Annotated in this window: 17 protein-coding genes and 1 pseudogene; 2 read left to right on the top strand and 16 right to left on the bottom strand. The window is 49.1% G+C overall.

What is annotated here, in order from left to right; translation table 11 throughout:
* From METBU_RS24945 to lpxD, 16 genes and pseudogenes are all read right to left on the bottom strand, one after another.
* Positions 1–247 (bottom strand): annotated as a pseudogene (locus METBU_RS24945) (ISNCY family transposase); the annotation flags it as partial.
* A 255-nt stretch (positions 248–502) separates the two neighbouring features.
* Positions 503–1,870: an alanine/glycine:cation symporter family protein gene (locus tag METBU_RS0121670; RefSeq protein WP_017842612.1), complete on the bottom strand. Its 1,368-nt coding sequence runs from the start codon at positions 1,868–1,870 to the stop codon at positions 503–505.
* Between the two features lie 230 nt (positions 1,871–2,100).
* Positions 2,101–2,583, bottom strand: coding sequence for a hypothetical protein (locus METBU_RS0121665; RefSeq protein WP_017842611.1), 483 nt, complete (start codon positions 2,581–2,583; stop codon positions 2,101–2,103).
* Positions 2,584–2,825: 242 nt separating this feature from the next.
* Positions 2,826–3,032, bottom strand: a complete 207-nt coding sequence (locus tag METBU_RS0121660) for a cold-shock protein (RefSeq protein ID WP_026130375.1) — start codon at positions 3,030–3,032, stop codon at positions 2,826–2,828.
* Between the two features lie 499 nt (positions 3,033–3,531).
* A complete protein-coding gene (locus tag METBU_RS0121650; RefSeq protein WP_026130374.1) occupies positions 3,532–4,917 on the bottom strand; it encodes a type VI secretion system contractile sheath domain-containing protein in 1,386 nt (461 codons plus the stop codon).
* Positions 4,918–5,243: 326 nt separating this feature from the next.
* Positions 5,244–6,203 carry an alpha-L-glutamate ligase-like protein gene (locus METBU_RS0121645; RefSeq protein WP_017842608.1) on the bottom strand — a complete coding sequence of 320 codons (960 nt, stop codon included), beginning with the start codon at positions 6,201–6,203 and terminating at the stop codon, positions 5,244–5,246.
* A gap of 4 nt (positions 6,204–6,207) precedes the next feature.
* A complete protein-coding gene (locus tag METBU_RS0121640; protein ID WP_017842607.1) occupies positions 6,208–7,728 on the bottom strand; it encodes an inactive transglutaminase family protein in 1,521 nt (506 codons plus the stop codon).
* Positions 7,729–7,792: 64 nt separating this feature from the next.
* Positions 7,793–8,353: an ATP-dependent zinc protease family protein gene (locus tag METBU_RS24940; protein ID WP_083877811.1), complete on the bottom strand. Its 561-nt coding sequence runs from the start codon at positions 8,351–8,353 to the stop codon at positions 7,793–7,795.
* A gap of 391 nt (positions 8,354–8,744) precedes the next feature.
* Complete coding sequence (rluB, locus tag METBU_RS0121630; protein WP_017842605.1) at positions 8,745–9,584, bottom strand: 23S rRNA pseudouridine(2605) synthase RluB; 840 nt, start codon at positions 9,582–9,584, stop codon at positions 8,745–8,747.
* Positions 9,585–9,603: 19 nt separating this feature from the next.
* Complete coding sequence (gene scpB / locus METBU_RS0121625) at positions 9,604–10,272, bottom strand: SMC-Scp complex subunit ScpB (RefSeq protein ID WP_017842604.1); 669 nt, start codon at positions 10,270–10,272, stop codon at positions 9,604–9,606.
* A 466-nt stretch (positions 10,273–10,738) separates the two neighbouring features.
* Positions 10,739–11,554 carry a segregation and condensation protein A gene (locus tag METBU_RS0121620; RefSeq protein ID WP_017842603.1) on the bottom strand — a complete coding sequence of 272 codons (816 nt, stop codon included), beginning with the start codon at positions 11,552–11,554 and terminating at the stop codon, positions 10,739–10,741.
* Positions 11,555–11,593: 39 nt separating this feature from the next.
* A complete protein-coding gene (locus METBU_RS0121615; protein WP_017842602.1) occupies positions 11,594–12,250 on the bottom strand; it encodes a site-2 protease family protein in 657 nt (218 codons plus the stop codon).
* Between the two features lie 14 nt (positions 12,251–12,264).
* Positions 12,265–12,885, bottom strand: coding sequence for an L-threonylcarbamoyladenylate synthase (locus tag METBU_RS0121610; RefSeq protein ID WP_051056291.1), 621 nt, complete (start codon positions 12,883–12,885; stop codon positions 12,265–12,267).
* Between the two features lie 39 nt (positions 12,886–12,924).
* Positions 12,925–13,608, bottom strand: coding sequence for a tRNA (adenosine(37)-N6)-threonylcarbamoyltransferase complex dimerization subunit type 1 TsaB (tsaB, locus tag METBU_RS0121605; protein ID WP_017842600.1), 684 nt, complete (start codon positions 13,606–13,608; stop codon positions 12,925–12,927).
* Positions 13,605–15,524: an ATP-dependent DNA helicase gene (locus METBU_RS0121600; RefSeq protein ID WP_017842599.1), complete on the bottom strand. Its 1,920-nt coding sequence runs from the start codon at positions 15,522–15,524 to the stop codon at positions 13,605–13,607. The genes tsaB and METBU_RS0121600 overlap by 4 nt, the downstream gene beginning before the upstream one ends.
* Positions 15,525–15,533: 9 nt before the next feature.
* Positions 15,534–16,568: a UDP-3-O-(3-hydroxymyristoyl)glucosamine N-acyltransferase gene (gene lpxD, locus METBU_RS0121595; RefSeq protein ID WP_017842598.1), complete on the bottom strand. Its 1,035-nt coding sequence runs from the start codon at positions 16,566–16,568 to the stop codon at positions 15,534–15,536.
* Positions 16,569–17,060: 492 nt separating this feature from the next.
* On the opposite strand from lpxD, the gene fusA reads away from it, so the two are divergent.
* Both fusA and METBU_RS0121585 read left to right on the top strand, forming a co-directional pair.
* On the top strand, positions 17,061–19,145 hold the full coding sequence (gene fusA, locus METBU_RS0121590) for an elongation factor G (RefSeq protein ID WP_017842597.1): 2,085 nt from the start codon (positions 17,061–17,063) through the stop codon (positions 19,143–19,145).
* Positions 19,146–19,311: 166 nt separating this feature from the next.
* On the top strand, positions 19,312–20,643 hold the full coding sequence (locus tag METBU_RS0121585; RefSeq protein WP_017842596.1) for a flavohemoglobin expression-modulating QEGLA motif protein: 1,332 nt from the start codon (positions 19,312–19,314) through the stop codon (positions 20,641–20,643).
* Position 20,644: the final 1 nt, after the last annotated feature.

Genomic DNA, 20,644 nt, shown 5'->3' with positions numbered 1-20,644 from the left:
AGACTCCAAACAAACTCTGTGCGTTATTCTTGCCGCGCTCTTTTTGCATCGTCCGCTGATGATCCAGAAACGAGGGTGATTGCATAAAAAACACCGAAAAGGCGCTCAGTGCTGCATCGACCATACTGTATTTCTGGTAAACACCAGTCCCACTGCGACCGTCGGGCAAGGTTTCGAAGACTTGCCTGATTCGCTCGATCAAGCGAGCTTGCGTGAATTGTTCTGTTTCTTTAAAAGGGTAAGCCATCGTCCGTGTACGGATATGAAAAAATCAGCCCAGTTTACCAGCATGGGCTAAATTGAGAACTGCTGGTATTAACTTACAGTTTCCTAAACGAAAGCGCCTTGATTTCGTGCCGAACAATCGGTTCGGATTGCCAAAGGTACAGGTCAGTTAGCCGAGTCGATTCTCACAGGGAAAACGATAGAATTCCCTGCCAAGGCTTTGACAATAAAGGACAAAAAGTCTAACAGCCAACCCCATGACCTGTCAATTTATTCCTTAGCGAGTTACTCGGTTTTTCAGCCGATGCCCCGCGTCATTCGAACGCGCGTTAAAATAACGCCGCGTTTCATCCCGCACGACTTTGGACAACAACAACAGCCCTATCAGATTAGGGACGGCCATCAAACCGTTCATCAGATCCGAGAAATTCCACACCAAGTCCAGCTGCAGCATCGCTCCGACCGGAATGACGGCCACGAAGGCGACACGATAAAGAACGACGACTCTCGCACCGAGCAAATATTCGATCGCTTTCTCGCCGTAATAACTCCAACCGATCAAGGTCGAAAACGCGAACAATACTGTCGCCAGCGCGACGATCAACGTGCCGGTACTACCTAACGTTTCGGCAAAACTTAAGCTGGTCAGCACGCCGGCGCTAACGCCATCGGCCCATGGTGTTGCGGTTAGAATAACCAGCGCTGTAATGGTACAAACCAGCAAGGTATCGATGAAGGTCTGCGTCATCGATACCAGCGCTTGCTTGACTGGATCGCAAGTACGAGCCGCCGCGGCGGCGATCGGCGCCGAGCCGAGCCCCGACTCGTTGGAAAACACCCCGCGCGCGACTCCAAAACGGATAGCGGAGGCGATAGTTGCGCCGGCAAATCCGCCGCCCGCCGCGATCGGGTTGAAGGCATGATAAAAAATCAGCCGCAATGCTTCCGGCACTTGATTGATGTTAATAGCGATCACGGTCAACGCGGCGCCGATATAAAGCACGATCATGAACGGCACCAGCATCGAGGTAAATCGGCCGATCGAGCGAATACCGCCGATTAGCACGAAGCCGGTCAACGACATCAAAACAACGCCGGTCACCCAGGCTTCAACGCCGAAGATATTGCCCAACATAACCGCGACCGAATTGGCTTGCGTCATGTTGCCGATGCCGAACGCCGCACAGGCCGTAAACAGCGCAAACAGCCAGCCCAGCCAAGGGAGCCCCGCACCCTTCGCAATGTAATACATCGGCCCACCGCGCATGCCATGCTTGCCTTGCTCGCGATATTTAACCGCCAAGACCGCCTCGGCATACTTTGTCGCCATGCCGACGATGCCGGTCATCCACATCCAAAAGACCGCTCCGGGCCCACCTAGCGTAATCGCGGTTGCCACGCCGACGATGTTGCCGATTCCGACCGTAGCCGCCAATGCCGTGGTCAAGGCCGCAAAATGACTGATATCGCCGACGCCCTGATGATCCTTATCGAAAATTAATTTCAAAGCGTGCCCGAGCGCGCGGAATTGCAAGCCGCGCAACAGAATCGTCAAATACAGTCCGGTACCGACTAGTAAAATAAGCATCGGCGCGCCCCAGACCCAGCCTGACAAAGTCGCAACAACATTTTCAAAGGTTTCCATGGATATTCTCGTTATTGGTATTCGGTTTTCTGGTGCCCACGGAGAGCACTCATCGTTATACATAAATCGTGTATTACCGTCATGCCATCATAGCGCATGCGGCCTCGATACCATTTATTATCACCTAACCTTCCCGGCTTCGAAATCGCGATCAGGGGATCGCTCCCACAGAGTTCGGAACCCTTTTGTGGGAACGATGAAATTAAAAGCCTAAGATAGCGTCTCAGTCCTCAGTTCGCGTCGAAGTAATGCCTATTTTGAAACGCGGCAAAGAGTTTATCGAGCAAAACCTTTTCGCTATCGACGATACGGCCCCGCAAGGCATAGGGGTACTGTGTCGTACAAGCAGCGGCAATGTCCATGCAATATTTCAGAATGCTTCGATTTCGCTCGGAATCGGCCGATGACGCAGAATCGAGGACCAATTCGCTCAGTGCGTCAAGTAGTCTTTGCGGCGGTCGCCGGTGCGCGAAGCGCTCCAAAAAATCATTGGCATCCTCGGTCGTTATCAATGGAATTCCCGCCGCGCGGTCAAGGTGCGCAATGTGTTCTATCGTAAAGTGATACAGCAATGCCAGCTCGGCTGGTTGATTTTCGCCGTCGGCCCATATCATTTCAATTAACGGGATCAGATCTAGGAAATAGTAATCCGAAGGTTTAAGTTCGAACTCTTTTGCTAATAATTCAAAGATATTTTGTTTCTCGTTACTCATAGCTCAACCATAATGTTAATCCTGCTTTAACATTTACCTATTATACCTTTCACACTTCAAATTTCTTGGCAGAAACAAAACGTTGGGCACCTTCTGCGGGACGGGTTAAATAACCCGCCCCGCAAAGGAGTCATCTTTTCTCGTTTTCGAACTTCGCACAACTAACTCGCAAAATACGCAGCCTTTTTTCAGGCATAAAAAAACCCGCGCTCAGTTCATGAGCGCGGGTTTTTTAAATCGGTTTAGATAACCGTGACTTCTTCGGCTTGCGGGCCTTTTGGACCGCGAGTAATTTTAAACTGAACGTGTTGGCCTTCATCCAGTGATTTGTAGCTGCTGGTGCCGCTCAGGATATTCCGGAAATGGACGAAAACGTCCGGACCTTGTTGTTGTTCGATAAAACCGAAACCTTTATCTGAATTAAACCATTTAACGGTGCCGGTAGTCATTGCTGCAGTATTCATAGTAAGTCCTATAAAATTTTAAATTAAAAGCCTTAAGAAAGGCGGGTAAAGCTGATAACGATGGAATTACTATATGAAAAACAGGACGAATAACTACTGAAGAGACATCGAAATGGTAAACAAAGGTAAATCTAGTTTTCTAGCTGGAACTCATTGTAGGCCGATTATTAGCATTGTCAATTTAATTCTGGAAAATCCGTCAATTTATTCTGTTTCCCAAGGTTCTTCGCTCGTTGTTATACCTTTCGCACTTGAAATTTCGGCAGTGCCCGAGGAGGCGCCGGGGTGTCCGGTCGATTTTCGCTCCTGCAAAATCGACATTCACGCCATCCATGGCGCTCATAAAGGCTTTGCCAGCATGGAGCTGGCACAGAGACTACATGGACGTATTCACGGCGTCCTTTAGCGGACACCCAGGTGCCGAATTTTGATCTACGACGGGTATATAACGATGAGCGCAAAGCGGGGGCTTGACCGATTTAACTCAACGATCCGCCAACGTCGTAATTATCGGAAACTGAACGCCTTGACGCTGACGAAACCCAATCAAGGTCGTGATGCCTTTCGATAACAAAGCATTGACTTGAGCCTCGATCAATAATGTTTCGGTGCCGGGCTGCAAAACGGGCTCATCATCCAAGGTATAACTAAATACCGGCACATCGCTCATCAATACTGCATCGTCCGCACTGTCTTCTTGAGTCATTCTTATCAGCGCCCGAGCGCATAACAGGGCCGGATTTCCCCAAAGTAGCTCACTCTGGGCGGGGACCTCCGAACATTCCTCAAAAGCCAATGTTTCAATCGGGTCACGCTTGAATCCGTAGGGTAATCTCAATAAGTAGCGAGGATATGCCAGCACCACGCTATCGGCATTAATCTCGCTAAGGTATCGAGTCCAATCGCCGTCTTTTTTAGACTCCCCTAAGATCGCGCTATCGATCAATGACTGACCCGCAGCACCAAGAAAACAGCCGCCGCAAGCTTTTGCCGTAGCACTCAAAAACTTAAGCAATTCAGCATCTTCAGCACTGCCGGCAAAGCTAAAATCGCCGACCAACAATACATCCCGCCCTTCGTCGTCCAATTGAACATGCGCCAATAAACGCTGTTTAAACTCGCTGCCCCCTTCATTGACAGCGGCCATTAATTCGGCTTGGCTGATATCGACTAAAAAGAAGCACTGCTCGTCCGCGTACTCTTCATTGACTAGCGCTTCGGTGGCTCGCCAAAGGGACTCGAGGCTTTTAAAATCCTGTCGTTGCAGTAGGGTTCGCAAAAATTGGCTGACCGTCTTTTCGATCACATCAATCAAAGCCTGATACTGCGAACTAACATCCTTGGTTATATAAGGCGACACGACCCGTTCGATCAACCTTTCCACCGTGTCGGCTTTATCGGTCTTGGGCTCCGGCGCTTTGCCCAACAAACGTTGCAAGGTATCCGCTTCGGTCTCGACATCGACTTGCTGCGTTTGGGGCGAAATGTTTTGATTAGGGTCGGTTTGATTGAACGATTGAATTTTCGCCGCAGCCTGCGCCGCCGTTTTCGGGTTACTCAACGCTTTTTTTAATTCGAGCAAGTCAGCCAAAATCCGGATTTTGTTAAACCAGGCATCCGGATGAAAGTCTTCGATCGATTCAAAATGCAATGTCACACCCGAGTCAAGATCGAGCGTCGGCCTGATTTGAGTCATTACCTGCTCAAAAGTATCGCTGTCGATTCTTTTAATGTTGCGTTGACTCCACTCTGCATCACGCCGTCCGGAAAAATCACCCAACACATAAATTCGATAACCGTTAGCGTGTGCTTTTTTAGATGCTAAGCCCCGGGTATTAAATCCCATCGTAAAATCGACTCTACTTGACATGCTTTTTCTCCCAACCCGACCGATAAAACCGGACAGTAGCAGACACGGTTTCATCAGACAAGCAATGAAATCGAATCATCACATTACGGTGCAAAGCTTTAGCCTCGCGGTGATCGACAGTCTCGCAGAGTAAGCCTCGCGTGCCTTTTTTAGTTTAGGCTGAGTAACTACGGATGACTTGCGAAATGGTGCGCGGGGCGGGTTATTCAACCCGCCCCGAACGTTTTGATTTGCTTCGGCCACGATCGAAACGCTTAGGACGGGCTTGCACCCCCCGTCCTGCCAAGGAGTGCCGAATTTTGATCCGCGCGGGACACATGCCGGACTTATTGTGTCCGGTAAAGTTTTTTGGCGAGTTCTACGCGTTCCGCAGCCGTTTCAGGAATTTTTTTGAGCTTCTCGACGGCTTCCAATCGGGGTAATAGCCCTTTTTTGTTGGCTAATTGAATGCTTAAACCGGGGCGAGCATTGATTTCCAACATCAGCGGACCAAGTTTCGAATCCAATACGATATCGACGCCGATATAACCGAGCGAAACCAACTCCTTGCAACCCGCCGACAACAGCAGGATGTCCTCCCAATTCGGCAAGCTTAATCCTGTAATCGTATTTCCTGAATCAGGATGCGCATCAATCATATCGTTTTGCCATACGCCAGTCGTGGTGACGCCTTGTTCGATATCGATACCCACACCAATCGCGCCTTGATGCAGATTGGCCTTACCGTCGGAAAGCCGAGTCGGCAAACGCAACATTGACATCACCGGAACTCCCATAAAAATAATCGTCCTGATATCGGGAACGCCTTGATAACTCACTCGATCGAAAACCGGGTCAAAATCCACCCGATATTCGATCAAAGCGACATCCGGCTGGCCGCCCAAACTGTACATACCGCTCAGTATATTGGAGATGTGATGGCCGATTTCCTCTTCGGTCAACAAGGTGCCGTTCAGTTTGCGATAACAATTCTTGCTGCGGCCATTGACAACGATAATCCCTTCGCCTCCGCTGCCATGTGCAGGCTTGATTGCAAACTCGTCGTATGGCTTGAGCTTTTCGGGTAAATCGGCGATTTGATATTCCGCATCGACCACAGCATAGAGTTCGGGAACGGCAATACCTGAAGCTTGCGCGAGCTTTTTGGTTCGCAGCTTGTCGTCGACCAGCGGATAGTATTTTCGCGGATTGTAACGCAGTATATAGTCGCCATTACGCTGATTCATCCCCAACAAGCCAGCTTCTCGCAAACGCTTCGAGGGGCGCAAATAGTTTTTCCAAGACATGCGACTACCCTTTTATGACGGAACGAAACCGCCATAGTTCAGTTAAGCGATAGCCGGTATAGCGACCTAACAGTAAGGTGAACGCCAAAAATGTCAATAATAATTCGGGAAATACAAAAATAAGATGCTCGAGCACGGGATGCGACATTAGCAAATATCCTATTGACGCAATGAATAAGCTGCCGATGCATTGCTGTAGCGCCTCTGAAGGCCCGTGCTCTTCCCAAACCAAGGACATTCGTTCAATCGTCATCGAAATAATAACCATTGGGAACAAGGCCACGGACAAGCCGCGATCGATACCCATTTTATGGCTCATCAAGCTTAGCAACGTCATCAATATCACAACGATGATCAGCACACTCGCGAGTCTTGGTACCAGCAGCAAACGTAAATATTCCAGATAAAAACGCAGCATTAAACCGAATGCGATGAGCAAACCAAATAAAAAAAGCCCCCAAGACAAACCGGTCTCTCGAAACGCCATCCCGATCAAAATCGGCATGAACGTACCGAATGTTTTAAAGCCAACGACATTTCTCAGAACAACGATCAGCAAGGCACCAATCGGCATCATCAATAAAATCCGGTAAACATTTTGTGTTTGAATCGGCAAATGGAATAGCGAGAATTCCATAATCGGCGAATCGATTTTACCGATTCGCTTCTGGGTTACCGCCGCCAAACCGAGCGATTGCTTATAGACCGAAAAGTCGATTTTCTCCGATTTCCCTCCCGTCACTGTCAGTAAAGGCGAGCTTCCGTAATACCAAATGATTGAATTCTCAGGAAAACCCGATATCCCCGAATGAGGGTCAAAAGTTAACCATTGCTCACCGTTGTGCACCTGAAGCCAAGGCACTAACTTACTATGCCTAGCCCCATCCTTGAGCATCAGAATGTTGACTTGACGAGTCGGAATCCTAGCGCCATGCAAAATATCGATAACTCGCTTCATCCACGCTTCAGAGCTGGTCGCGTCTTTTTTAATGATTTTTACATTGTCGTCGGGATTTGGCGCATTCAACCTTCTCAATAACTCTTGCGTGAAGGATTTAATATCCGCCGATTTGCTTCTGACATCGTCCAGCAATGCCGAAACGGCCGTCTGCATGATCTCCGGATACTCGGGTTCTTCAGGATAAGGAACTTTTTTATCGATAAAGGTTTCTTTATCCCCCGGAACAATCTGCATCCGATAATACAGCGTCTGTTCACCAGCAGGGCGCCGAACCGCCCATTGAGCGATTCGATTTTGATTGACGCTTTCAAGAGTTAGGCCATATCGACCGGAAACAAAGTTTTCATCCAAAAACATATATCCGGGAATTTGTTTCGGCAACATCAAATCGACTTTGGAAGGGCCGGAAGAAGGTTTATAGCTAACCTTGGCTTCCACAGCCCAAATAATCTCATCCTCGACCGGTAGCAAGGGTAGATTAAGTTCAGTAACTTTGTAATATGAAACAGCGACGCTCAATCCGACCAGGATAAACGCCAAAACATTGACATGAAGGTTTTTCAAAACGATTGCCGTATTAAATAATTGTTGTTATGGGGGTTTAAGATCCGAAAGGAATAATGCCGAATTATTCTTCCAAAACCGGCTCCGGAAAACCAGGGTAGCAAATGATATTTTTTAATTTTTTCGAATGTTTATGGGTCACGCCTGGATCGACAATGACCTTGTTTTCCAGAAATCGACGACCTAACAGAACCGGATAAATATAGTTGTCTCGGTCGGCCAACGTGAACTCCGTCTCGTAATAATTGGAATTCATGCAAAATCCCAACTCTACAACATAGCGCCTTGCCGAATCCAGTTTGTGTCTTTTGATCAACGTTTCGCGAGCAACCGGCAACTCCACCGTCCTAGCTTGAGATTTTTTTTCGAGGCCTTTCGGTAAGGTAAAACGTACCCAACTTTGCCCGTCCCGCTCAAACTCCTCAACATTTTTTGCATGGATCGAAGAAGTTTTAGCGCCGGTATCCAATTTTGCCCGAAAACGTATTTGTGCCGGAGATAGAATAATGTCTTCCACCCATCCTGCGATAATTTTTTGATCTTCTAAATAAGCGCTGGCTCGACTGAAAGGACTTAACATGACCAACACAATGAAAAGGCTTATGCTAACATCTCGTTTCATCATAATTTTTATTCATAATCATAAAGTTAAATCACCATAAAGAAGCGGAACGCGCTATTAGGTCGTTTTTAGCTTATCAAAAAATGCCTACTCTTTCCTAAAAACATAAATCATTAGGATAAGCCAAGCGACTAAAGAATAGCTTGATATATATACTTCGCGTGCCTAAAAACATCCCAAAGGTAAGTATTCGAATCCCCTACACAACTTCCCAATCTCCGGTTTTAGAAACCCTTCACGCAAGCTCTTGCTCACCAGTTTCGAGAAGCTGGAGCTTCTCGTACCGCATACCCAAGCAAAGAGCTTGGGTATGCGCGAAATTCAACCACAAATTGAAGCAAACGCCACCATTCCCTGCTTACCTCTCACTGCTCACTGCTTACCAATTAAAAACTCACTCCTTGGTTTTTTTATAGAATCCGTGCTTCTTGACACCCTGTTTACCGGGTGCCAATGGTTTTTCCTTAGGCAAGCCAACCGATTCGAGCAACACATCCAATGCTTTCGATTCCAGTTCGTGGAAAGCATGAGATTTTAATCCTTCCGGCATCGTCAGCAAGCCATAGCGCACGCGCATCAAGCGACTGACGGTTACCCCTTGAGATTCCCATAACCGCCGAACCAAACGATTGCGCCCTTCGCTAACGACGACGTGATACCATTTATTGGCACCTTCACCGCCGTGAAATTGAATATCGTCGAATTTTGCCGGCCCATCGTCAAGTTCAACGCCTTGTTTTAATCGTTCGAGTACCTCATCGGAAACCTCGCCTAAAATCCGCACAGCATATTCTCGGTCGACTTGCATCGATGGATGCATCAATCGATTAGCCAATTCGCCGTTATTGGTCAACAACAGCAAACCTGAAGTATTGATATCGAGACGCCCGACCGAAATCCAGCGGCCTACTTGTAACTTAGGCAATTGCGTGAAAACGACCGGCCGGCCTTCCGGGTCTTGCCTTGTCACGACCTCTCCGACCGGTTTGTGATAAATCAATACCCGGGTAGTTTGGTGCGCAAATTTTTCCCAATGGACGACTCGGCCATTAAGCTGTAGATGGTCGCCGTTTTGGATTCTATCACCGAGTTTTGCCTGCACGCCGTTAAGCCTGACACGCCCTTCTTCTATCCAGCGCTCGACTTCGCGCCTCGAACCCATACCGCCGCGCGCCAGTATTTTTTGTATACGTTCGCCGGTTTCATCCTGAGGCTTGGTCAATGTTTTTTTCATTGCGACGGGGCCCCCTGCTTCATTGAACGACCTCTTTCGTATCGTGGACGGAGGACTCGACTTCTGCTTTGAGTTCGGCTTCCTGTCCTTGTTCGGTGACTTCTGATCGGTTGGTTTCTTGCTGCTCACTCTGTTCCTGCATTAGTTGCTGATTACTGGCTACCGATAAATCCAATTCTTTGATTTCCTGCAATGTCGGAAGCTCATGCAAGGAAGATAAATCGAAATAGTCCAAAAATTGTTTGGTCGTACCGTATAGCGCGGGACGTCCCGGCACTTCTTTATGCGCAACGACCCTAATCCATTCGCGTTCGAGAAGCGTACGAATGATATTCGAGCTAACCGCAACGCCGCGAATATCTTCGATATCGCCTCTCGTAACCGGTTGACGGTAAGCAATGATCGCCAGCGTCTCCAACAAGGCTCTGGAATATTTAGGCGGTTTTTCTTCGAATAAGCGGCCGACCCAAAATGACAATTCCGGTCTGACTTGAAAACGGTAACCGCTGGCTACTTTTTTCAATGCAATTGGCCGTTGTGCGTATTCTCCTGCAATCTCGTCAACGGCTTGCTGTATCGTGTCGAGTTCTGGCTGTTCGAGTTCGGGAAAGGTTTGTTGGAGTTGTTTGACCGTCATCGGTTTATCCGATGCGAATAACAGGGCTTCGACGATTCGTTTGATATCCACGAGAGTTGCTAGAAAGTTGCTTTTTTTAAGACAATACGTATTGTTAAATTTTTTCTCGCGCAGATGCGAAAGGGCGTAGAGGTGGTTTTACGAATTCGGTAATTCACCCCCTTCTGCGGGACGAATTATTTACCCCGTCCCCAACGTTTCGGTTTGTCCCCAAATATCTTGGATTGCTTTAGCAGGGTCGAAACATTTAAGACGGGGTTGCAACCCATACGCATCAAGCTAAAAACGGCCACCCCATATCTCGCTCTTTCCTAAGCTCCAGCTTGGGAAAGACACTCCGGAAGCTCCAGCTTCATGAGACCGACACAAGCTCCGCACATTCTTAATCAACCCCGACCTTCTCGTTCAATCTTCTTTGTTTGTCGGGAAGCTAGAGCTTCCTGATCAGGTTACCCAAGCTGGAACTTGGGTAACAGCAAAATTCCTCTGCGCCTTTGCGCGAGAATCTTATTAAAACTTAAGCACTTGCAGCAACCGCTCTGACCACGATTTCGGTCAAAGGTTCGTGTTGAATGATTTCGATCAATCCTTCCTTACTGAGCTCGAGAATCGCCAAAAAAGTCACAACGACACCATGGCGTCCTTCTTGAGTTAGAAACAATCGATTGAAAACGATCCCCTCCCCGCCTTTGAGTCTCTCCAAAACGCTCGACATACGCTCCCGAACCGATAAAGGCTCCTTAACAATCTGATGATGACTTAATTGGTCCGCACGCTTTAATACGTCTTGCAAAGCCAATAACAGTTCTCGCAACTGAATATCCGGCAAGGGGCGTTCGATTTCAATCATCGATACGTCGGCCTTGACAATGAACAAATCACGCTCCAGTCTCGGCATGCCATCGATGTCCTCGGCCGCCTTTTTAATGACCTCATATTCCTGCAATCTGCGAATCAATAAGGCCCTCGGGTCTTCGTCATCCTCTTCTTCGGCGACCTGCCTAGGCAGCAACATGCGCGATTTGATCTCGGCCAGCAATGCCGCCATGACCAGATATTCTGCGGCCAACTCGAGCCTAAGCTCGGTCATCATATCAATGTAACCGATGTACTGCCGAGTAATCTGAGCGATCGGAATATTCAGGATATCGAGATTCTGTCTACGAATCAGATAGAGCAACAAATCCAGCGGCCCTTCAAAGGTATCGAGAAAGACGCGCAAGGCATCGGGCGGTATGTAAAGATCCTCGGGGAACGCCATGAACGGCGCGCCCTGAACAATAGCCAAGACTTCCTCAACCGGGGGCAAAACATCCGCTTGCGCTACTTGCATCGTCAATGGATTACCTTAACCGAAAACTACTCAAAAGCCTTATCCCAAGCCGGCTAATGAAAAAAACATATTTTGCGCCAAAAACATCGGATAACCCAGTAAGACATTCAACGTGCCGGTGAATAGCATCAGCAACAATATCAAAAAACCGTAACGCTCTAATTTGTTGTACTGCCAAGCCCATCGATTCGGCAAAATGCCCGACACGACGCGACTCCCGTCCAGAGGCGGTATCGGTATCAGATTAATCAACGCCAGCACCAGATTAATCGATATACCCGCAATGCCCCAATATATCATCGGCAGCGTCATGAATTCGACATTGATCATGACACCCACTCGAGCGATCAACGCCCACCCCACAGCCATCAGTAAATTCGATACCGGGCCCGCCAATGCGACGATGGCCATATCCTGCCGCGGGTTCTTAAAATTTCGCGCATCGACCGGCACCGGCCTGGCCCAGCCGAAAATGAAACCGGTTCCGGTCAATAACAAAATACCGGGTAGTAGAATCGTGCCGACCGGGTCGATATGTTTCAACGGGTTCAAGGTCAATCGACCGAGCATTTTAGCGGTATTGTCGCCGTATTTTTTGGCAACCCAGCCATGAGCGGCTTCGTGCACGGTAATCGCAAAAACTACCGGAATAACCCAGACGATAATACGCTGAATTAAAGACAATTCGTTCATCATAAGGAATTTCTCGGTTAGTCCAACATCGGTGCTTGGCCTTTTCCCTGCCTGATAATTTCGAGATTTTTTCCCGAACATTCAATAATTGTAGTCGGCTCGTCCAGCACGATACCTGCATCGATCACCAGATCGAGTTCATGCTCGAGCCTATCCCGAATTTCATAAGGATCGGTCAAGGCCGACGATTCACCCGGCAAGACCAACGTCGAGCTAAACAACGGCTCGCCGATAGTCTCCACTAACAACGAAGCGATCGCGTGATCAGGCACCCGAATGCCTATGGTTTTTTTCTTCGGATGTTGCAAGCGTCGCGGCACTTCACGCGTGGCATTCAGGATAAAAGTGAACGGCCCTGGCGTCAATGCCTTGATCAGTCGATAGGCGTCGTTATCGATTTTGGCGAAATTCGACACCTGCGTTAGATCCTGACAGATCAAGGTAAAATTGTGTTTATCGTCCAATTGCCTGATTCTACGAATTTTGTCCAGCGCCTGCTTATCGTCCATTTGACAAGCGATCGCATAGGATGAGTCGTTCGGATAGGCGATCACACCACCATTCTGTAAGATCTCGACTGCTCGATTGATCAATCGTTGCTGCGGATTCTCGGGATGGATTTGAAAAAATTGCGCCATAGTATGCGTGTCTGAAATAAATTCGGCCATTATACCCGATTATCGCTCCGATTCTTTTTTTGCGACTTTATCGCGTAAATATACCGGCATCGCCTGTTCAACCGGCACGGCTTGACCCAAGTTGAAGCTTCGCGCGCCGAGCAGCGCTATCGCCGAGGCTTTCGGCAAAGGCGTATCGTCGACGCCGGCAAGCCAACCATTCATGCGCTCGCCCAATGCATCACGGTAGGTTTTCCAGCCGCTACCGATGCCGTAGCCTTTCAATTCGGGGAAAACGACGTTTTCAGCGGGTCCTACCGACTCGGAGCCGAGCACTTCGGCAAAACCCTGATCGTTTTTACGGTAAACGCCCCAAAACACCTCCCCCATGCGCGCATCCATTCCCGCGAAAACCACCTCTTCGGTTGCGCGTCCAAAATAGTCCTGAGCCAAGGCAGCCAACGTCGAAACCGGCACGATCGGCAAGTCCAAACCTAGTGCGACACCTTGAATCACGCCGGTCGCGATTCTAACACCGGTAAAAGAACCGGGACCCCGTCCGAATGCGAGCCCTTCTAAATCGTGAGGCGCAAGCCCCGCCTCGGCCATCAGCGAATCGATCATCGGCAAGATCAGTTGCGTATGCGTTCGCGGCGCCAATTCGAAGCGCTCCAAGATTTCGCCATCGATATATAAAGCGGCCGAACAGGCTTCGGTCGCGGTATCCACTGCCAATAACTTCATGCATTTTGCTCGTTTTGAAAAAAGGCTCGGACATCCTCGATATCGCGAGTTCGACGCATCGGCGGCACACTATCGAGAAACATTTGCCCGTATGCGCGCTTCAACAAACGCGGATCGCAGACCAGCAAGACGCCGCGATCGCTGACATCTCGAATCAAGCGGCCGACGCCTTGTCTCAACGCAATCACCGCGGCCGGAATCTGGTATTCGAAAAAGGGATTCAAACCTTGCCGCTCCATCGCGCCGAGTCGCGCCTTCAACACCGGATCGCTCGGAGATGCGAACGGCAATTTATCGATGATCACGCACGACAAAGCCTCGCCGCGCACATCGACGCCCTCCCAAAAACTGGCCGTGCCCAGTAAAATCGCATTACCGGCCCGTTTGAATTCATCCAACAAGATCGCTTTCGGACGGCTGCCTTGCACAAGCAACGGATATTTGATTTTTGACCTAAGCAACGACTCCGCTTCCTTCAAGGCACGATGACTCGTAAACAGAAAAAACGCACGTCCCCGACTGGCTTCGAGCACCGGCAACGCAAATTCGACGATCGTGCGCGTAAAATCCGGATCGGAAGGTTTAGGCAGCCCCTTGGGATGATAAAATAGCGACTGCTCGGCATAATCGAACGGACTTTCCCAACTGAGCCCCTCGGCATTCGCAAGCCCCAAACTTTTCGCGAAATGCTCGAATTTATTCGCAACACTCAAAGTCGCCGAGGTAAATATCCAGGTTGCTTTATGCTGCTGCATAAAGGCACGAAATTCGGAGGCAATGTCGATAGGCGTCCGGCTGAGCGTAAAGGTCTTCTTATGGGTTTCGTACCAGCGTATCCATTTGCCGTCGTTCTCTTCGAGAATGGCCCGTAGTTGATGCCCTAGTTCTTCGGCGCGTTTGAAACAAGATTCCAATCCCTTGGTCTTGACCGACGCCAACTCCAATTGCACGGTCAGACGTTGAAGTTGTTCCTGCAATTCGGACAGGCCCGAGGAAATTTTCGGATGAGTCTCGATTTCGCGCCACTCGCCTCTTTTTAGTTCGATGCCGAATGCCAAGCGTAAATCTTTGATCTGATGCTCCAGATCATCGCAGGCGGTGCGTAATTCGGGTAAATCGGTCGCATCCTTGAAATATTCAACCAAGGCATCCTTAGCCAAATCGCTCAATTGCCGGGCGCCGACCGTGATACCCAAAAAGTTCGAGGCGGTATCGGCCAATTGATGCGCCTCATCGATGATCACAATTTCGGCATCGGGCAGCAACTCACCGAAGCCGATTTCGCGAATCGACCAATCCGCGCACAACAAATGGTGATTGATAACCAGTATATCGGCTTCCTGGGCTTTTTTTCGCGCCTTGACCAGAAAACATTTTTCGTAATCGGGACAGTCCTGGCCGAGACAATTATCGGCGGTCGAAGTTGCCTGAAACCACACCGGGTCGCTTTCCGGCACATCCGGCATTTCGGCGACATCGCCCGATTTCGTTCGGTTGGACCACGATTTGATTTTAGTCAGCGACGCCGCATCTTCTTTACTGAAACCCAAGGACGAGTTGAGTGCGTTGCCGAGCCGATAAATACACAGATAATTGCTACGGCCTTTCAGCAAAGCGGCCGCGAACGGCACGCTCATCGCTTTGCGAATGACAGGAATGTCGTTGTTGAACAATTGATCCTGGAGATTTTTGGTACCGGTCGATACGATCGCTTTGCGTCCCGACAGAATCGCGGGCACTAGATAAGCGAAAGTTTTGCCGGTGCCGGTGCCGGCTTCGGCGATCAAATGGCGCTCTTGCTCGATCGCATCACTAACCGCACAAGCCATTTCAACCTGCGCCGCACGCGGCAAATAACCGGGAATAACTTTCGATAACGGCCCGCCGCTGGTAAAAAACGCTTCCAATTCGCTCACAAGATAGCTTTATTGTTCAAGTTTGCCGAGTCTGATTTCGATATCCTTGATTTTTTTCAGCAATTCCGGCAATTTAGTCAATGCAGCCAGCTCTTTCCAAGCGACTTTTCTATCTTTCGCGGGACTGCCGAATACCTGCGTAGCCGGTGCAATATCGTTCGATACGCCGGAGCGCGCCATCACGACAGCGTGATGACCGATTTTGACATGATCGGCGATACCTGCGCTGCCTGCCAGAATCGCATTATCTTCGATAGTGCACGAACCCGAAATACCGGTCTGTCCGCAGATAATTACATTATTGCCGATCGTGTTGTTATGACCGATTTGCACCAGATTATCGATCTTCGACCCCGAACCGATCACGGTAGAACCTAATGTGCCACGGTCGATACAGGTGTTCGCACCGATTTCGACATCGTCCTCGATAATGATATTGCCGACATGCGGCACTTTAATATGCTGCTCATTGCGCTGCTTATAACCGAAACCGTCCGCACCGATCACGGCACCAGCATGTATTACGACATTGTTACCGATACGACTGCGATCATAAATTACGGCATTCGGGTGAATACGACAATTAGTGCCCAGCATGACATCCTTGCCGATATAGGCGCCGTTAAGGATCTCGCAACCCTCGCCGATCAAACAACCTTCGCCGATACTGACAAACGGCGCAATATAAACGTTATGAGCTATCATTGCCGAATCGGCTATACAGGCATGTTTCGAAATTTGTTTCGGAAACTCTGTCGACGGGTAAAGTAGATGAATCGCTTTGATAAAACTAATCTCGGGATCTTTGCAAACCAGCAGAGCCATATGCTCCGGCGGATCATCGTGAAGTGCTTCGCGTTTAATAAAACAAGCGGCCGCCCGGGAATTCGAAAAATATTGTGCATATTTGGGATCGTTCAAGATGGTGATTTGTCCAGCGGCAGCCGATTTGATATCGGCCGCCGAAGTAATGGAACACTGCTTGTCTCCGCCGACAATTTCCGCATCACAATGCTTGGCCAACTCTTCTAGGATTAATGTCATAAATAAATGATTAATTGAATAACAAATTTAAGGCTTATCGCGTTTGATGATCGGATTATAACCGAATAGTGCATAGTGAACAGTAGGAAGTGAGCGGCAAGTGATACGTAATACCTAGCCCGTATGCAGCGTCAACGGAATACACAACATTCGCGGCCTCGCCCATCCCGCATTGCACTGCCTTCCACCTTCCACCTTTAACCTTTAACCTTTCACCTTTCACCTTTCACCTTTCACCTTTCATCTTTTTCCCTTAACTAAATATTTTCATTCTGTGTTTGACATTATTTTAGGTTAGAATAGCCAGTTTTTTGAAACTGGATGAGAATAAAGACTACGCCGGAACTTTCGGAATCTCATCAGTGCCCGGCTTCGGTTTGCTTTGATATCCGAGCTCCAGCCGATCTTTGCCGGGAAAAGCCTACTTTCAGGACAATATCTTGGGAGTCCGTCGAAAAAAATTTTTAATGCCTTAACCTTTAGAGTAACAACATGACAGACCTATCGCATTACAGAAACATCGGCATCTTCGCTCACGTCGATGCTGGCAAAACCACGACTACCGAGCGTATTTTAAAACTCACCGGAAAAATCCATAAACTAGGCGAAGTTCACGAAGGCGAATCGACCATGGACTTTATGGATCAAGAAGCCGAGCGCGGCATCACGATCCAATCCGCTGCAACTACTTGTTTCTGGAAAGACCATCGATTCAATATCATCGACACCCCGGGCCACGTCGACTTCACGATCGAAGTTTACCGCTCATTGAAAGTTCTCGACGGCGGTGTGGGCGTTTTTTGCGGTTCCGGCGGCGTGGAACCTCAATCGGAAACTAATTGGCGTTATGCGAACGACTCTAAGGTTGCCCGTGTCATTTATGTCAACAAACTGGACCGTATCGGCGCCGACTTCTATCGCGTCGTCAAACAGGTTGAAAAAGTTTTAGGTGCAAATCCCATCGTCATGACACTGCCGATCGGAACCGAAGACCAGTTTGTCGGCGTTGTCGACCTGCTGACCGAAAAAGCTTGGGTATGGGATAATTCCGGCGATCCGATGAATTACGAAATTCAAGATATTCCTGCCGACATGCTCGAAGACGTCAAACAATGGCGCGCTGAATTGATCGAGAAAGCAGTCGAGCAAGAAGACGAGGTCATGGAAAAATATCTGGAAGGCGAAGAGCCCGATATCGATACATTGAAACGTTGCATCCGCAAAGGCACGATCAATCTAGACCTGTTCCCGACCTATTGCGGTTCGTCATTCAAAAATAAAGGCGTGCAATTGGTTTTGGACGCAGTCGTCGACTATTTGCCAAGCCCAACCGAAGTCAACCCGCAACCTGAAGTCGATTTGGAAGGCAACGAAACCGGTAATTTCGCGATCGTCGATCCCAACCGTCCGCTACGTGCATTGGCGTTCAAAATCATGGACGACCGTTACGGCGCATTGACGTTCATTCGTCTTTACTCAGGCAAATTGGAAAAAGGCACGACCGTACTCAACACCTTCACCGGTAAAACCGAGCGTATCGGCCGTATCGTAGAAATGCATGCCGATTCGCGCGAAGAGGTCGACTCTGCGCAAGCCGGCGACATCGTTGCGGTCTTGGGCATGAAGAACGTCCAAACCGGACATACTTTGTGCGATCCAAAAGACCCTGCCACATTAGAGCCGATGGTATTCCCCGACCCGGTTATTTCGATGGCGGTCGCACCGAAAGACAAAGCCGCATCCGAAAAATTGGGCGTTGCACTCGGCAAAATGATTCAGGAAGACCCGTCGTTCCGCGTCGAAACCGATATCGACAGCGGCGAGACGATTCTAAAAGGCATGGGTGAGTTGCATCTCGATATCAAGGTCGATATTCTGCGCAGAACCCACGGTGTCGACGTCATTGTCGGCAAACCGCAAGTCGCCTACCGCGAAACGATCACACAACGTATCGAAGATAGCTACACACACAAAAAGCAATCAGGCGGTTCCGGTCAATACGCGAAGATCGATTACGTCATCGAACCCGGCGAACCCGGCACCGGCTACGTGTTCGAATCGAAAGTCGTCGGCGGTAACGTGCCGAAAGAATATTGGCCGGCCGTTCAAAAAGGCTTCGAATTGAGCATGGTCAAAGGCGTCTTGGCAGGTTACCCTTGCTTGGATTTCAAAGTTACACTGATGGACGGCGCGTTCCATGCGGTCGACTCGTCGTCGATTGCATTCGAAATCGCCGCGAAAGCCGCTTATCGTCAATCGATTCCTAAAGCCGGCCCGCAATTGATCGAACCGATCATGAAAATCGACGTGTTCACACCGGAAGACCATGTCGGCGACGTAATCGGCGATTTGAACCGCCGTCGCGGCATGATCAAGTCGCAAGAGGCGGGAGTAACGGGCGTTCGCATCAAGGCCGAAGCACCGTTAAGCGAAATGTTCGGTTATATCGGCGACCTGCGCACGATGACCTCGGGACGCGGACAATTCTCGATGGAATTCTCGCACTACCTACCGTGCCCGAAAAACGTAGCGGACGAAGTCATTAAGGAAACTTTAGAGCGCAACGCGAAAAAATAAGCCACCTTGATCTTAAAAAATTGCCGGACGAATCATTCGTCCGGCAATTTATTTTTACCCTCTTTTGCCTATCACATTCATTTCCAGCAGCTTCAGCCGATAATCCTTTGCTCTTCGATCAGAATATTAGTAAGCTCGGGATCATCCCTTTATCAGGAATACAGCCGTGGCTCATTCATCCTACCGGGAACGCCTACTGGCACTTTCCAATCGTCTGATTCAAATTCAAAAACCGATTCAAATCCTCGATTCAATTAAATGGCCGCGTAACTTTCGCGAGCAATTCTTCGCCAGCGGAGCCCAATTTCTCCCGCCTGCCGACATTAAGTTCTATCAACAACAAGCACTAAGCTTCGATGCAGACAACGTATACGCCTCGTTGAAAGACTTAAATCGAGACATTACTAAAAACCTGGGACATAACGACTCGCTCGGCTCGATTCTGCAAGATACGGTTTGTCAATACATGCGCGTAATCGACTTATTGCGTAGCCGAGGTACTCCCGATTTTTTAATCCATAGCCAAGCACTGTACGGTTCGGCGCGCGATCATTTACTCCGCGACAATAAAACTCTTCTAGAACTTGGAGAACGATTATGCGCTATTTTTTCGCTGCCCGGCGCCAAACATCTTAACCGATCTCACCCGAAAGAAATAAACGCCGAAACCGCAGTAGTGTCGCTCAGGCAACGCCTATCAAGCCATTTCGATGACGGCTCATTGAGCGTTGTTTTAAGTGACGGCATCGTTTCCGATGCCTCGGCCGGCGGGGACAAAATCAAAATCAATAATAACGCTTGGTTTTCCGAGCTCGATTTGAAAGTCCTGGAGGTGCATGAAGGCTGGGTGCATGTCGGCACCACATTGAACGGAAGATTGCAACCGTGGGCCACCTGGCTTAGCGTCGGCTCACCTCGCATCACTGCGACACAAGAAGGTTTGGCCGTTTTGATCGAAACCCTAACGTTCAGCTCTTTTCCGGACCGCGCTCGCCGCATCAGCGACAGAGTCATTGCGATCGACCTGGCTGAACAGGGAGCCGATTTCATTGAAGTTTACCGTTACTTCTTGGAACGAGACGTAAGCCCTCATGACAGTTATACGATCGCTCAGCGCGTGTTTCGCGGCGGCATGGTCGAAGGCGGCGCGTGCTTCACGAAAGACCTATCCTATGTCCGAGGCTTTATCGAATTAGTCAACTTCATCCGTAGCGCAACGCTGGAAGGCGTTCCGGAACTTTTGCCTATGCTGTTCGTCGGCAAGGTCACGCTGGATGACATTCCTATTCTTTATGAACACTACTTAGATGGCTTAATTGCAGAGCCAAAGTACATACCACCCATGTTTAGGGATCTCAACGGGCTTTATGTCTGGTTCGGTTTTGCCTCGGGCATCGCGCAAATCAACATCGAAAATGTGCAGGCTCATTTCAGTCAGCTATTTCAAAATCTACCGCGAACGCCGGATCATGCGTCCGAAGATGCCGAAATCGATTAAC

The organism is Methylotuvimicrobium buryatense 5G (genome assembly GCF_000341735.1).
Classification (GTDB): Bacteria; Pseudomonadota; Gammaproteobacteria; order Methylococcales; family Methylomonadaceae; genus Methylotuvimicrobium; species Methylotuvimicrobium buryatense.
Note: the sequence above shows the minus strand (reverse complement) of the source record. Positions and strands in the feature narration are given on the sequence as shown.